Here is a 13,287-nt window from a genome sequence, read left to right as displayed (position 1 = left end):
GCCCGGCAATTTGGTTCGGAAAATCGGGAAATATTTGACTGATAATTCGATTAATCGGGATGGTCGTCATGACTCGCATCAACTTCGACCTGGACGTGCTGCGTACCTTCGTCACCGGCGTCGAGCTCGGCAGCTTCGCCCGCGCAGCCGACCGGCTGGGGCGCTCCACATCGGCAGTCAGCGCACAGCTGAAGAAGCTGGAAGAGCAGGCTGGCACACCGGTGCTGCGGCGCGAAGGGCGGGGTATGGCGCTGACCGAACCGGGCGAGACACTGCTGGCCTACGCGCGCCGGTTGCTGGAACTCAACGACGAAGCCGCCAGCGCGCTGCGTGGCGCTGCGCTCGAGGGGCGTGTGCGCCTGGGGATGCAGGAAGACTTCGGCGAAACCCTGCTACCGACAGTACTGGGCCGCTTTTCCCGCGCCCATCCCAAGGTGCGCATCGAAGTGCGTACCGCGCGCAACCGGCAACTGCTGCAGGACATGCGAGCGGGAGAGCTGGACCTGGCCCTGGCCTGGGATACCGGTGAACGCACGCCGCACATGGAGCGGCTCGGTGCGGTGAGGCAGTGCTGGATCGGCGCCGCCAACGTTCCTTTCCAGGCCGGAGACGGCCCTCTGCCGCTGGTGATGCTGGAAGCTCCATGCCTGCTGCGTAGCGCGGCGACCGAGGCGCTGGATCGGGCGGGCATCGCCTGGCGTGTGGCGTTCACCAGTGCCGGGTTGTCCGGTATCTGGGCGGCGGTGGCGGCCGGGCTTGGCATTGGCCTGCGTACGCCGGTCGGCTTGCCGTCTCATGTTACGCGGCTCGACGCCTCCCACTACGGCCTGCCTGAAATGGCCGCGCTGGGTGTCTGCCTGCACAGCACCGACGCGACGCCCGGCCCCGTGGTTGCACGGTTGCGCGAGATGTTGCGCGAGCCCGCGGTCGAACTGCTGGAACATCACGCCTCCAGTTGAATGGTTTCTGATGGAAAATCACCGCAATCAATGATGCTGGGAAGGGCGAGACGACCGGTCATATTCTTGCGGCCATGAACAGCATCCGACTCGACAAGCGCGATCTGATCCTCGCCAAGGGCTCCCTGGCGATGACCCGTTGCGGATACCACGGCACCGGTGTGCAGGACATTGTCCAGGCCGCCGGTATTCCCAAGGGCTCCTTCTACCACTACTTCGAGAGCAAGGAAGACTTCGCCCTGCAGGCCCTGGAGTACCTCTACGAGCCCCGCCTGGCGCGCTACGCGGAGGCTCTCGGCAACCCGGCGCTGGGGCCTCGGGCGCGTATTCTCACCTACTATCGCGAGCTGCTGGCGCACTTCGCTCGCCAGGAGAAGGTGGCGTATCACTGCTTCATCGGCAGCCTCAGCTTCGAGATGGCCGAGCTGTCGCCAGCGATCACCGCGCGGGTCGACGGCATCCTGCAACGCTCCATCGACATCCTCCGCGACTGCCTCGGCGATGCCCTGCGGGCCGGCGAGCTGCCCGCCACGGAGAACGTCGAGCAGCTCGCCGAATTCATCGGCAACGCCTGGCAAGGCGTGCTGGCCCGCCTCAAGGTCAGCGCCTCGCTCAAGCCGCTGGAACGCTTCATCGAACGCCTGGAGCACGTGCTGCAGGCTTGATTCACAGCCAAACCCAAAAGCGAGACGACCGGTCGCCTGGTCGTCCTGGAGACCGTAATGACCGCATCCGTAGAAACGCTGTTCTCGCCTTTCCGCCTGGGCGACCTGGAGCTTCCCACCCGCGTCGTGATGGCACCGATGACCCGCAACTTCAGCCCCGGTGGCGTTCCTCACGCCCAGGTCGTGGAGTACTACCGCCGCCGCGCTGCCGCGGGCGTGGGCCTGATCGTCACCGAGGGCACCACGGTCAACCACAAGGCCGCCAACGGTTACCCGAACGTACCGCGTTTCTATGGTGAGGATGCCCTGGCCGGCTGGAAGCAGGTGGTCGATGCGGTTCATGCCGAAGGCGGAAAGATCGTTCCGCAACTCTGGCACGTCGGCGCCGTGCGCCGCCTGGGTACCGAGCCGGATGCGAGCGTTCCGGGCTATGGCCCCAGCGGCAAGGTCAAGGACGGCACCGTGCTGGTCCATGAGATGACCAGGGAAGACATCCAGGAAGTCATCGCCGCCTTCGCCCAGGCAGCGCGCGATGCCAAGGCCATCGGCATGGATGGCGTGGAAATCCACGGTGCTCATGGCTACCTGATCGACCAGTTCTTCTGGGACGGCAGCAACAAGCGCACCGACGAGTACGGCGGCAGCCTGGCCAACCGTTCGCGCTTCGCCATCGAGTTGATCAAGGCCGTGCGTGAGGCCGTTGGCTCCGACTACCCGATCATCTTCCGCTTCTCCCAATGGAAGCAGCAGGACTACAGCGCTCGCCTGGTGCAGACCGCGCAGGAGCTGGAAGCCTTCCTCAAGCCTCTGTCCGAGGCTGGTGTGGACATCTTCCACTGCTCGACCCGCCGCTTCTGGATTCCCGAATTCGAAGGCTCCGAGCTCAATCTGGCCGGCTGGACCCGCCAGCTCACCGGCAAGCCGACCATCACCGTGGGCAATGTCGGCCTGGATGGCAGCGAGTTCCTTGCTTTCTTCGGCAAGACCGATGAAGTGGCGCAACCGTCGGGCATCGATGGCCTGCTGGAGCGACTGAATAACCAGGAATTCGATCTGGTTGCGGTTGGCCGCGCTCTGCTGGTGGACCCGGACTGGGCCGTGAAGGTGCGTGATGGTCGCCTGGCCGACATCAAGCCGTTCAGCCGCGACGCACTGATGTCGCTGGCCTGATCGACAGAGCTGAGCGCTGAGCTAAAGCCCCTGGCGCCATCGACGCCGGGGGCTTTTTCATGAGTGTTCGGCGACCCCGGAAGAGGCTGTTTGCGAGTTGTTTATGATGAGTCATAAGCTGTCCGAATGGTCCTGGGGTTGCACTCCCGGCGTTTACAAAACTTTTCCAAGACCCATCTTTCCGCATGCTGACTTCCCAGTCCGAAACGGGCATTGTATGACGGCGTTCACACAACAATAGGCCGGGATACGGCCATAGGAGTAAGTCATGCGGATCGGCTTGGTAGTCGATGCAACCTGCGACCTTCCCCCTGAATTCCTTGCCGCCAACAACATTCGCGTCCTGCCCATCGGCATCCGTCTGGGCGAACGTCGTATCGTTGATGATCGAGATCCCGACACCACCCTGAAATTCTATTCCCAGGACCTGCCCAAGGTCGGCCTGGAGGACGGTAGCGAGCCGCTGACCCCCGCCCAGACCCACGACTGGTTCCTGGAAACGCTCGTTACCGACTTCGACTACGTTATCTGCCTCACCGTCAGCAGCCAGCGCAGCCCGATCTTCGACAACGCGACCCAGGCATCCTTCAGCCTGCTGCAGAGCTACAAGGAGCGCCGCGCAGCCGCCGGTGTCGCCGGGCCGTTCGCGCTGCGGGTGATCGACAGCCACACAGTGTTCGCCGGTCTTGCCGTTCTGGCCGCCGAAGGCGTGCGTCTGCTGGGCGCGGATAATTCGCCCAACGCTGTGCGCACCCGCCTCGAGCAGCTCAGCGAGCAGATGAATACATTCCTGGTTGCCAGCGACCTGGGCCACATCCGCCGTCGCGGTTTCCAGAAGGGCGATCGCAGCAGCATCGGTGACCGCTTGCGCGGTGCGTTTCTGGGCCTTGGGTCGATGCTCGACATGAAACCGGTGCTTAGCCTGGTTCAGGGAGAGGACAAGCCGGTCTCGGTATCGCCGAACTACGAGAAGTCCGCCGAACGCCTGCTCAACTTCGCCCGTGCGCGGGTGGAGGCGGGCGAGTTGCTGGCCCCGCAGATGTGTCTGAGCTACGCCGGGGATCCGTCCGCGCTGCGCGACCTGCCGGGGTTCGCCGCGCTGGAGGCGGCCTGCCAGGCCAACGGCGTACAGGTGCACCTCGCGATGCTCAGCCCGACCGGCGGCATCAACCTCGGCGCGGGCGCCATGAGCCTGTCGTTCGCGGCGGAGCCCAAACCCTTCGCCTGATCCTCACTTGTGCAGGGAAGACCCCTCTACCTGTCCCGGGCTGGGGGCGGTCTTTCCCGCCGAAGTCGCCCGGCACGCCTCGTGCAGATAGCCTTCGAAACGATCCACCACCGCATCCCAGGCCTGGTGGCTGGCGTGGTGGCGGGCATTCAGGCGTACCCGGCGCAGGCGTTCGGGGTCTTCCAGCAACCAACTGGCGGCTTCGAAGAAACCATCATTGTCCCCCGGCGTCGCCAGAGTGCCGTTATGCCCGTGGCGAATGTGCTGTCCGGCTGCGGCCTGGTCGAACGCCACGACCGCCAGACCTGAGGCCAGTGCTTCGAGCACCACGTTGCCGAAGGTTTCCGACAGGCTGGGAAAGAGAAACAGGTCGCCGCAAGCGTAGTGGCGAGCCAGTTCCTCGCCTCGTTGCAGGCCGCAGAACACTGCCTCGGGCATCTCCCGCTGGAGCTGCGCACGCTGCGGGCCGTCGCCGACTATCACCAGGCGCAGCCTGAGTTGCGGGTGTGCGGCGCAGAGCGCACGGAAGCAACTGCCCAGTTGCAGCAGGTTCTTCTCTGCCGCCAGGCGCCCCACGTGCAGCACCGCGATGTCGCGCTCCCCCAGGCCCCATTCGCCGCGCAGCGTGTCATCGCGGCGGCCTGGATGGAACAGTTGGCTGTCGACGCCGCGCGACAACTGGGCGAGGTGCTCGAAGCCGCGGCGCTGCAACTCCAGCGACTGGCTGACGCTGGGCACCAGGGTTTGCAGCGTGCGGTTGTGGAACCAGCGCAGGTACAGCGTCACCAGGCGCATCAGCGGACCGAAACCATAGTGTGCGCTGTATTGCTGGAAGTTGGTGTGGAAGCCGCTGATCACCGGTATCTGCAGGCGCCGCGCCGCGCGCAGGGCGGCCAGCCCCAGCGGGCCTTCGGTGGCGATGTAGAGCACGTCGGGGCGAAGGCGTTTCCAGTGGCGCAACAGCTTGTGCAGGCAGGACTGGCCCCATTGCAGCCCCGGATAGCCCGGCAGCGGCCAGCCCCGGGTCAGAACCAGTTCAGCGTCGCTGTGCCGGCTCCCATCGATGTACTGGCGTGGGCGCACAACCTGGATCTGGTGTCCCCGGCGCAACAAACCTGCGGCCAGCCGGCCCAGGGTGTTGGCGACGCCGTTGATCTCTGGCGGGAAGGTTTCGCTGATCAGCGCGATGCGCAGGAGTGTCGTGGTCATGACCGCAGTGTCGCGGCGCGCAGTGGCGCGCCGATGACGTTGCGATGATCGATACATGACAGCGCCGGCCTGTCTGCAAGCCGCGCTCCGCGCAGGGCCACGCTGCGAGGCGCGACGCCGGAGGCTCGGCTATCTCCGGGGATTACGTTAAGATGCGGCCCGCAACGTCGGCTTTCCGCTGGCCACGTTGAGAGTGCGCCGCCGGGCCCGTTTCCGGTTCGCAGAGCGCTCGCGGAAACTTCACTTCATGGCGTGGCTTATCTATCAATGAACAGTTCTACAGGGTTCCTACTGGCTATCGAGGGTGTCGACGGCACGGGCAAGCGGACGCAAGTGACCGCGCTCCAATCCATCTTCGAGAACGCCGGGCGCGAAGTGGCCGTCTACGGCTTTCCGGACTACGACCATTCGTTCCTCGGCTCCACGGTGAGGGCGATGCTGATGGACAAGCTCGGCGACGCGAAGGCCATCCACCCGACATTCAGTGCCGCCCTGTTTGCGCTGGAACGTTCGGAGAAGGCCCGGCAGATCCGAGCCGACCTCGCCGCCGGCAAGCTGGTGATCTGCGACCGCTACGTGTACTCCAACGTGGCGCACCAGGCGTGCCGCCTGCCTGCGGCGGAGCAGCTCGAATTCCAGAAGTGGGTCGAGCACCTGGAGTTCGAAACCCTGGGCATGCCGCGCGCGGACGCAACGGTATTGCTTGAAGTCGATGAAGCAGAGGCAGAGCGCCGCCGGATTTCCCGCTCCGAACAGGCCCAGGGCGCTCGCCCGCTGGACGCCTACGAAAGCGATACCGCCGGCCTTGCCACCGCGCGCACGATCTACAGCCAGCTTGCCCAGCGGCTGGGTTGGCTGAACGTAGAAGCGTTCGGCGGACCTCCCGAGGAAATCACCGCGCGCGTGTTGCGTGCGCTCAGTCCGGTTCTAACCCCATGACGCTGGAGCAGTTACTCGATCGAAAGAAAGCTAGCCGCATATTTTTCGTTGCAGTTCTTCTTTTGGTGATTGTTCTACTGGGGGTTCGCTATTTTGTGATTCCCAGATTTGCCCCGACCCTTTCGCAGGGCGGGCTGCCCCTCATCGCCAAAATACTTGAGGATGCGTCGACGACAATGGTCGTCACTGTTCTTATCGCCGCATTTCTAAAATGGGTCGACCCCTTCAGGAGCAAGGTTCTCGGCCTTGCTATGGTCGATCCCTGGGAAGTGAAGACGTACTTTGCAGATGCGCTGAATAGCTCCAACAAGTGGAGCTTTGCTGGTGGCTGCGGACGCTACTTCAGATCGGCGGTTTTGCGAGAAATGCAGAAGCGGGCCAGAAGCAGTAGCACCTCCAAGTCCGTCGAAGCGATTATCCTGAATCCTGAGAATACCCTGTTGTGCGAACGGCACGCCCGCTATCGCTCCGGCACTCTGAGGGGGGAGCGCGAAGGGAACTGGACAACCGAGCGAGTGAAGCAGGAGCTACTCGCCACCGTGCTGATCAGCAAGCGCGTTGCCAGTACAGCGACCCTGCTGGATGTCGATATCTACGTTGTGGATCACTTCAGTAGTTTCCGCGTCGACCTTGCCGAGACTTGTGCAATCGAGACGCGAGAAGACCCAACAGCCCCAGCATTGAAGTGCGATAGTGGTAGCTACTACTACACGGCGCTAAACAATGAGTACCGACTCCTGCGTGAGCAATCCAGACCGATTGTCGGTGGCGAGGCTGAGTGTGCCGCTGTTTCTGACCTTGCCTCGTTGAAGACAGCGCTGAGTGCCGTTGGCCTGTCGGGTCATGGCCTCTCGGATGAAGATCTTGCGCCGGTACTGACATTGCTCCGTAAGCCAGGAACTCCCTATGAGTAGCGGCGCTGAATGGCGTCTGTGCAGCTGGTTCGAGCAGCCCTCCACCGCTGATGATCGTCGGGAACTTGCGGAACTGGTAAAGCCACTGCTGGATTCACTGCAGCCGGTTTGGCATCCGCTGGGCTTCATTCATGTGCGGCTGGCGACGCTGTCGTCACATGAGACTATCCGTCTGCACCTTTGGCCAGCGGATCAAAAGCACGTTGCTGAGCAATTCGATAAGGTTCACGACCACTTGTTCAATGTCGCCAGTCGAGTGGTCAGTGGCGAAGTCACCAACATCAGATATTGCTTCACGCCAGATGACGACGGAGATTGGCGTGAGGTTCGTGTTCGCTATGGTGAAAAGCAGAGTGAGCTGCAGGAGACCGGGCTGACCGGCAGGTTGGATGCGTTGGGCTCAACGCAGTATTGCGCGCCTGCGACATACGATGTGCCTCGCTACGAGCTGCATGAGACTGTTCTGTCCGGCGTGTCCAGCGCATTGACCGTCGTGAGGACCGATTCAGCGTCCAGCTATTTTCCCCGCGCCATATTTCGTCGCGACTCGCCTTTGCCCCCGCCTCGTGCGCCTGTTGCTTGTAGTCAGCGGCAGTGGCGCGATCTTCTGGGTGAGTTGATCCCCATTTGACGAGTCGCCGCCTCCGCGGAGAGGTGGCTGTAGTGAGCCACCGGCACCTGCGCAGTAGGCCCCGCTGAGGTGACTCTCGCCGGCGCGGCGCATACCTGCCCCGTGCTGGCCTACTTCACCAGTGCTTTCTCGCCTTCCTCGCGCACCCAGAACAGCACCGCGCCGGCCACGGCGGCGGGCATGGCGACCAGGTTGACCAGCGGGATCAGCAGCGCCAGGTAGGTCACTCCGCCAAAGCCCATGCACGCCCAGCGCTTGCTGCGCAGCCAGGCGAGCATCTCGTTCCAGCCCAGTTTGTGGTTGTCCGCCGGGTAGTCGATGTACTGCACGGCCATCATCCACACGCCGAACAGCAACCAGAGCGGCGTGGCGATCAGGTTCAGGCCGGGGATCAGGCTGAGGATGAACAGGGCGATGGCGCGTGGCAGGAAGTAGCCGAGCTTGCGCAGTTCGCGGCCGATGGTGCGCGGCACCATCGCCATCAGTTCGCTCCAACTGAAGGCCGGGAAGTCATCGGTACCGCGTACCACTACTTCCACCTTCTCCGCGAGGAAGCCGTTGAACGGCGCGGCGATCAGGTTGGCGATCATGGTGAAGGTGAAGAATACGATCAGCAGGACCAGGGCTACGAACAGCGGCCACAGGATGAACTGCAGGAAGCTCGCCCATTCCGGCAGGCTCGGCATGAGCCAGTCGACCCAGTGGCTGAACTGGTTCATGGCGAAGCCGACCAGGCCGATGAAGAGCAGGATATTGATGCTCAGCGGCAGCAGTACGAACAGCCGCAGACCGGGACGCATCATCAGTTTCAGGCCTTCGCCGAGATATTGCGGGCCGCTCAGGGTAGACATTGGATTCACTCTCCAGGGGTAAAGCACCTGCGACCTTAGCAGACCCGGCGAAGTGCCGGCGAGCCGTCTGTTTTGCCGGGTGTGTGAGAGTTCAGGCGGGCTTGTAACGCAGGCAGCGGTTGCGTTCCTGCTTGGCCTGGTACATGGCTATGTCGGCGGCGTGGGTGAGGGCGTCGGCATCTTTCGCGTCCTGTGGATAAAGTGCGATGCCGATGCTCGGCGTGACGAAGTCGATGTGCTGGCCGGCTAGTCCATAGGCGTTGCCCAGCACCCGCAGCAGGCGCATGCCGAGGCTCTCGGCCTGGGCTGGCTCGGCTTCTTCGAGCAGTACGGCGAACTCGTCTCCCCCCAGCCGGAATGCCTGGTCGGGTTGCCGCAGGCTGCTGCGCAGGCGTTCGCCGACTGCATTGAGCAGGTCGTCGCCGACAGCGTGGCCGAAGCGGTCGTTGACCTGCTTGAACTTGTCCAGGTCGATATAGAGCAGGGCGATGCGCTCGCAGCGGCTGATGGCAGCGGGCAGTTGCTCATCGAACGCCTTGCGGTTGCCCAGGCCGGTTACGGCATCGCGGAAGGCAAGGTCGATCAACTGGTTCTGGTAGGCGATCTGGTCGCTGATGTCGCGCAGGATGCCGCGCAGGCCGGCGAACCCGCCGTGGGCGTCGCGGATCGCCGACATGCGCGTCTCGAAGTTGACCAGCCTGCCGTCGTGGCGCTTGAACGGTGCGGCGAAGGTGGTTTCCTCCTGCTCGCTGCGCACTTGTCGGTAAAGGCTCTGGGCGCGCTCCAGGTCGGCGTCCAGCAACAGCATCCGGTAGTGCTGGCCGATGAGTTCTTCCTCCGCGTAACCGAGCATCCGGCACAGCGCGGTGTTGGCTGTGAGGATGATGCCCTGGTCATCCATCTCGAAGTAGCCGTCGTGGATGGCATTGAGGATCGCCCGGTCCCGCGCCTCGCTCTGCTCCAGGCGGTCGAGCATGTGGTTCATCTCACCGGCCAGTTGCCCCAGTTCGTCGTTCCCCAGGCTGCCCAGGCGTTGCTGGCTTTCGTCCTGGCCGATGCTGGATACCTCGCGATTCAGGGTGCGTACGCGGCGGATGATCCAGAACTCCAGGGCCAGGTAGGCCAGCAGCAGGGCGGTGGCCAGCAAGGCCAGCGCCAGGTAGAGGAAGAGTCGGATCGATTGCCTGCCCTGGAGGTAGAGCGGTCGCGGGCTGATGACATCGATGCGCATCTGTGGCTGTCCCTGGGAGCTGAGGTACAGCAGCGACATCTGCTGCTTGTTGCGGCCGAGCACCTGGCGCGGGCTGAGCAGGGTGGCGCCGCGATTGCTCGGAATGTTCAGCGGCCGCCATTCGCTGTCCGGCCTGGTGTCGTTGGCCAGGCGCAGCCGCGCGCCCATCTGGTTCTCCAGCGCGGACATGCGCCTCCTGTCGAAGAGTACGCCGGCGATCAGAGCGCCGGCGGGTTTTGCCTGTCCGGCGGTGTTGCTGATCGGGTAGCTCAGCAATAGCTGGGGCAAGCCGCTGATCTGCACCAGTTGATCGATGCTGTGCTTCGTATCGTCGTTGAACTTCAGGGCGCCGAGGTCGATCGCGGTTTTCAGGATGTCTCGCTGCAGGTCGCCGGCGCTGGGCACGGCGATGCCGGGGAAACGTTCGGGCAGGTGGTCGAGCTTCCACCGCTGACCGGCGATGCGTCCGTCGCCATCGACATACATCACGTAGTCGAATCCGAGGAATCCGAGCATATCGACTTCGAGGTTTTCCTCGACGAACTTCGAGTCGGGCTTTTGCATGAAGGCGTAGCTGCTGTCCCACCAGGCATAGCTGCGGGCAATGTCGAGGTAGCGCTGTTTCTCGAAGCCGATGCGCTTGTGGACGATGCGCACCTCATCGGCCAGGCGCTGGCGATCGCCGCGGTCGAAGCGGTCGAGCAGGATCATGTCCGATAGCACCCATACCCCCGCGAGGCTCGCGGCGAACAGGGGCAGGAACAGCAGGAGCAGACGGGCGCGAAGATTCATGCAGTGAGCGAGGGGCCTTTGGCGATTGCATCAGTCTAGTCAGACTCAATGGAGATGCGCGCGTATAGGCATTGGCTATCGGGTGAATTGAGATTCGACATTTCTGTAGACGTCGGCCAGCGCTGTAATCTGCGCCACAAGCTGATTTGCGCGGGATCAATGGCGAATTCGGATGTGCCTGACATATCTCAAGGGTATTCGGGAAATCTGCGGGACAATCTCTCCCGTGGTTCACCCCACACCGCATCGCTGATGTTCTCCCTGTCCATGCGGTCCCGCGTAAAAAACCTTTCAGAGGAGCTGCCGTTCCTCCAACCTTCCCCCTGGTACTTTGGCAGCTCCCTTTTCTTTTGCCTGACTCTCTTCAACTCAAGAACAGGAGGCAGCGATGTCCGAGAATCGTCATGCGCGGGTCATCATTCTGGGTTCCGGGCCGGCCGGCTACAGCGCGGCGGTCTATGCGGCCCGCGCCAACCTCAAGCCGCTGCTGATTACCGGCATGCAGGCTGGCGGCCAGCTCACCACGACCACCGAAGTGGACAACTGGCCCGGCGACCCCCACGGCCTGACCGGCCCCGCGCTGATGCAGCGCATGCAGGAGCACGCCGAGCGCTTCGAGACCGAGATCGTCTTCGACCATATCCACGGCGTGGACCTGGCCGGCAAACCCTTCGTGCTCAAGGGCGACAGCGGCACCTATACGGCGGATGCGCTGATCATCGCCACTGGCGCCAGCGCGCGTTACCTGGGCCTGCCTTCGGAAGAGACGTTCATGGGCAAGGGCGTTTCCGCCTGCGCCACCTGTGACGGCTTCTTCTACCGCAATCGCGAGGTCGCCGTGGTGGGCGGCGGCAATACGGCGGTGGAAGAGGCGCTGTACCTGGCCAACATCGCCAGCAAGGTAACGCTGGTGCATCGCCGCGACAGCTTCCGCGCCGAGAAGATTCTGCAGGACAAACTGCGTGCCCGCGTCGCCGAGGGCAAGATCGAACTTCGGTTGGATGCGCAGGTCGACGAGGTGCTGGGCGACGACATGGGGGTCACTGGCGTTCGCCTGCGCCACAATGATGGCGAGATGTCCGAACTTGCGGTGGATGGCCTGTTTGTCGCCATCGGCCATACGCCGAACACGTCGCTGTTCGAAGGACAACTGGAACTCAAGGACGGCTATCTGGTCGTCAATGGCGGCCGCGGCGGCAACGCCACCGCGACCGGTATCCCCGGCGTGTTCGCCGCCGGTGACGTCGCGGACCACGTTTATCGCCAGGCCATTACCTCTGCTGGCGCTGGCTGCATGGCCGCGCTGGACGTAGAGCGTTACCTGGATTCCCTGTAACGGCCCGAAGAGCCGGCGTGCAGGAAGAGGCCCCGCTTGCGGGGCCTTTTTCTTTCTGGGGCCGCCAGGTGCCGCGGGGCGGCGGAGCCTTCTTGTTCTGACGTGATCAGCCCGGGAATGCAGGGCGCCGTCGCACCTTTCGGCCAGCGAGCGGCCAAGAAAAAGCCCCGCTGGTGCGGGGCTTTTTTCATCGAACCCTGGTGTTCAACCGCGACGCGACAACGGCTGACGCTCGAACTTGACGCCGGCCAGGCCGGTGGCCTGCAGGGCACGGATGTTGGCGTGATCGGTGCCTTCCGGGGTGTCACGCACCGCACGGTAGTGCTCGCCGAACGCCAGTAGGGTCTCTTCCTGGCTCAGTCCTTCGAGAATGGCGAAGCCCAGGGTCTTGCAGGAGCCTTCGTTCTGCCCCGCAGGGTTCTCCACGGTGCCGTTGCTGAAGGCGCTGGGGCTGTAGCTGTAGTGTTCGGCGATGAACGCCAGGGTATCGGTGAACAGGTGCTGCTCGCTGCGCAGACGCACGCGAAAATCGGTCAGGGTCATCAAGGCAAACTCGTTAGTGCTTCTTCGCGTTATCGAAGGCCGACTGCTGTTCGGGCGTCGCTTCCTTCTGGTACTTGGCCTTCCATTCGGCGTAAGGCATGCCGTAGATCTCTTCGCGGGCCTGGTCGGCACTGAGCTCCAGTCCCTTGTCGTCCGCTGCAGCCTTGTACCACTTGGACAGGCAGTTGCGGCAAAAGCCGGCAAGGTTCATCAGATCGATGTTCTGCACATCCTTGCGGGTACGCAGGTGCTGTACCAGGGTGCGGAAGGCGGCGGCTTCGAGTTCGGTGCGCTGTTCGTTGGTCAGGTTCAAGGGCTCGGTCATGGCGTGTCTCTCACGTAGGCGCATCAGAGGCGCATGGCGGGGCTGGCCAGATTCTAAGAGGGAGGCGATCCGCCAGCAACGCCCGTTGGCCGACTGGCACGGGCGTTCAGGATGCGCGGGGCTCAGCGCTGGGCAGACAGTGCGATCGATACCGATTCGGCAAAGCGCAGGGCGTGGGGCTTGTCGACTTCCACCTCGGCGTAATGCACCGCCGGGTTGGCCATCACCAGGTCAAGTAGTTCCTGGGTCAGGCGTTCGAGCAGGGCGAAGCGGTTTTCCTCGACATGGGCGATGACCGCCTTGGTGATGGTGCGGTAGTTCAGCGCATGGTCGATATCGTTGACCTGCACGGCGTCGCCGGCCGGGTACAGGATGGTGATGTTGATCAGCACATCCTGCTTGTTGAGGATCTCCTCTTCCTTGATGCCGATGTAGGTGCGCACGCGCAGATCCTTGACCCGGATTCGCGCCATGCCTGGCTCCAGTCGCGTCAT

At 63.4% G+C, this 13,287-nt stretch carries 14 protein-coding genes; 8 read left to right on the top strand and 6 right to left on the bottom strand.

All coding sequences use genetic code 11. The annotated features are described in order from the left end of the window. Positions 1-68: 68 nt before the first annotated feature. The 4 genes from OU419_RS22930 (at position 69) to OU419_RS22915 (ending at position 4,022) form a co-directional block, all read left to right on the top strand. Positions 69-959 (top strand): LysR substrate-binding domain-containing protein, encoded by an 891-nt coding sequence (locus OU419_RS22930; protein WP_254470461.1) that lies wholly within the window; start codon positions 69-71, stop codon positions 957-959. A gap of 74 nt (positions 960-1,033) precedes the next feature. Continuing rightward, on the top strand, positions 1,034-1,624 hold the full coding sequence (locus OU419_RS22925; protein WP_254470462.1) for a TetR/AcrR family transcriptional regulator: 591 nt from the start codon (positions 1,034-1,036) through the stop codon (positions 1,622-1,624). Between the two features lie 57 nt (positions 1,625-1,681). Further along, a complete protein-coding gene (locus tag OU419_RS22920; RefSeq protein WP_254470463.1) occupies positions 1,682-2,794 on the top strand; it encodes an NADH:flavin oxidoreductase in 1,113 nt (370 codons plus the stop codon). 268 nt (positions 2,795-3,062) lie between these two features. Further along, the gene (locus tag OU419_RS22915) at positions 3,063-4,022 is read left to right on the top strand and encodes a DegV family protein (protein ID WP_254470464.1); all 960 of its coding nucleotides are present in this window, start codon (positions 3,063-3,065) and stop codon (positions 4,020-4,022) included. A gap of 3 nt (positions 4,023-4,025) precedes the next feature. Here the strand turns inward: OU419_RS22915 and OU419_RS22910 are convergent, their stop codons facing one another. Continuing rightward, positions 4,026-5,231 carry a glycosyltransferase family 4 protein gene (locus OU419_RS22910; protein WP_254470465.1) on the bottom strand — a complete coding sequence of 402 codons (1,206 nt, stop codon included), beginning with the start codon at positions 5,229-5,231 and terminating at the stop codon, positions 4,026-4,028. Positions 5,232-5,564: 333 nt separating this feature from the next. Between OU419_RS22910 and OU419_RS22905 the strand changes: the two genes are divergently transcribed. Genes OU419_RS22905 through OU419_RS22895 form a run of 3 tightly spaced genes read left to right on the top strand, consistent with a single transcriptional unit; the run spans position 5,565 to position 7,715 of the window. Then, positions 5,565-6,170, top strand: coding sequence for a nucleoside/nucleotide kinase family protein (locus tag OU419_RS22905; protein WP_254470466.1), 606 nt, complete (start codon positions 5,565-5,567; stop codon positions 6,168-6,170). Further along, a complete protein-coding gene (locus OU419_RS22900; RefSeq protein WP_254470467.1) occupies positions 6,167-7,084 on the top strand; it encodes a hypothetical protein in 918 nt (305 codons plus the stop codon). The genes OU419_RS22905 and OU419_RS22900 overlap by 4 nt, the downstream gene beginning before the upstream one ends. Next, positions 7,077-7,715, top strand: a complete 639-nt coding sequence (locus OU419_RS22895; protein ID WP_254470468.1) for a hypothetical protein — start codon at positions 7,077-7,079, stop codon at positions 7,713-7,715. The genes OU419_RS22900 and OU419_RS22895 overlap by 8 nt, the downstream gene beginning before the upstream one ends. A gap of 110 nt (positions 7,716-7,825) precedes the next feature. Here OU419_RS22895 and cysZ read toward each other — a convergent pair whose 3' ends face one another. Both cysZ and OU419_RS22885 read right to left on the bottom strand, forming a co-directional pair. After that, the gene (cysZ, locus tag OU419_RS22890) at positions 7,826-8,566 is read right to left on the bottom strand and encodes a sulfate transporter CysZ (protein WP_254470469.1); all 741 of its coding nucleotides are present in this window, start codon (positions 8,564-8,566) and stop codon (positions 7,826-7,828) included. A 91-nt stretch (positions 8,567-8,657) separates the two neighbouring features. After that, a complete protein-coding gene (locus OU419_RS22885) occupies positions 8,658-10,589 on the bottom strand; it encodes a sensor domain-containing diguanylate cyclase (RefSeq protein WP_254470470.1) in 1,932 nt (643 codons plus the stop codon). Positions 10,590-10,977: 388 nt separating this feature from the next. Between OU419_RS22885 and trxB the strand changes: the two genes are divergently transcribed. Beyond that, positions 10,978-11,925, top strand: coding sequence for a thioredoxin-disulfide reductase (gene trxB, locus OU419_RS22880; RefSeq protein ID WP_254470471.1), 948 nt, complete (start codon positions 10,978-10,980; stop codon positions 11,923-11,925). A 204-nt stretch (positions 11,926-12,129) separates the two neighbouring features. Here trxB and OU419_RS22875 read toward each other — a convergent pair whose 3' ends face one another. The 3 genes from OU419_RS22875 to folX form a co-directional block, all read right to left on the bottom strand. Then, positions 12,130-12,468 (bottom strand): HopJ type III effector protein, encoded by a 339-nt coding sequence (locus OU419_RS22875; RefSeq protein ID WP_254470472.1) that lies wholly within the window; start codon positions 12,466-12,468, stop codon positions 12,130-12,132. 13 nt (positions 12,469-12,481) lie between these two features. Further along, on the bottom strand, positions 12,482-12,793 hold the full coding sequence (locus OU419_RS22870) for a DUF1244 domain-containing protein (RefSeq protein WP_254470473.1): 312 nt from the start codon (positions 12,791-12,793) through the stop codon (positions 12,482-12,484). 122 nt (positions 12,794-12,915) lie between these two features. Beyond that, the gene (gene folX / locus OU419_RS22865) at positions 12,916-13,287 is read right to left on the bottom strand and encodes a dihydroneopterin triphosphate 2'-epimerase (protein ID WP_254470474.1); all 372 of its coding nucleotides are present in this window, start codon (positions 13,285-13,287) and stop codon (positions 12,916-12,918) included.

Source organism: Pseudomonas triclosanedens (genome assembly GCF_026686735.1).
GTDB lineage: Bacteria > Pseudomonadota > Gammaproteobacteria > Pseudomonadales > Pseudomonadaceae > Pseudomonas > Pseudomonas triclosanedens.
The sequence above is the reverse complement of the archived record's forward strand: the minus strand, read 5'-3'. Positions and strand labels throughout refer to the sequence as shown.

Coding starts and splice junctions, on each gene's coding strand:
- OU419_RS22875 (WP_254470472.1), bottom strand. CDS start 12,468: ATGACCCTGACCGATTTTCGCGTGCGTCTGCGCAGCGAGCAGCACCTG.
- OU419_RS22900 (WP_254470467.1), top strand. CDS start 6,167: ATGACGCTGGAGCAGTTACTCGATCGAAAGAAAGCTAGCCGCATATTT.
- OU419_RS22930 (WP_254470461.1), top strand. CDS start 69: ATGACTCGCATCAACTTCGACCTGGACGTGCTGCGTACCTTCGTCACC.
- OU419_RS22910 (WP_254470465.1), bottom strand. CDS start 5,231: ATGACCACGACACTCCTGCGCATCGCGCTGATCAGCGAAACCTTCCCG.
- OU419_RS22895 (WP_254470468.1), top strand. CDS start 7,077: ATGAGTAGCGGCGCTGAATGGCGTCTGTGCAGCTGGTTCGAGCAGCCC.
- OU419_RS22920 (WP_254470463.1), top strand. CDS start 1,682: ATGACCGCATCCGTAGAAACGCTGTTCTCGCCTTTCCGCCTGGGCGAC.
- cysZ (WP_254470469.1), bottom strand. CDS start 8,566: ATGTCTACCCTGAGCGGCCCGCAATATCTCGGCGAAGGCCTGAAACTG.
- trxB (WP_254470471.1), top strand. CDS start 10,978: ATGTCCGAGAATCGTCATGCGCGGGTCATCATTCTGGGTTCCGGGCCG.
- folX (WP_254470474.1), bottom strand. CDS start 13,287: ATGACGCGACTGGAGCCAGGCATGGCGCGAATCCGGGTCAAGGATCTG.
- OU419_RS22925 (WP_254470462.1), top strand. CDS start 1,034: ATGAACAGCATCCGACTCGACAAGCGCGATCTGATCCTCGCCAAGGGC.
- OU419_RS22870 (WP_254470473.1), bottom strand. CDS start 12,793: ATGACCGAGCCCTTGAACCTGACCAACGAACAGCGCACCGAACTCGAA.
- OU419_RS22915 (WP_254470464.1), top strand. CDS start 3,063: ATGCGGATCGGCTTGGTAGTCGATGCAACCTGCGACCTTCCCCCTGAA.
- OU419_RS22885 (WP_254470470.1), bottom strand. CDS start 10,589: ATGAATCTTCGCGCCCGTCTGCTCCTGCTGTTCCTGCCCCTGTTCGCC.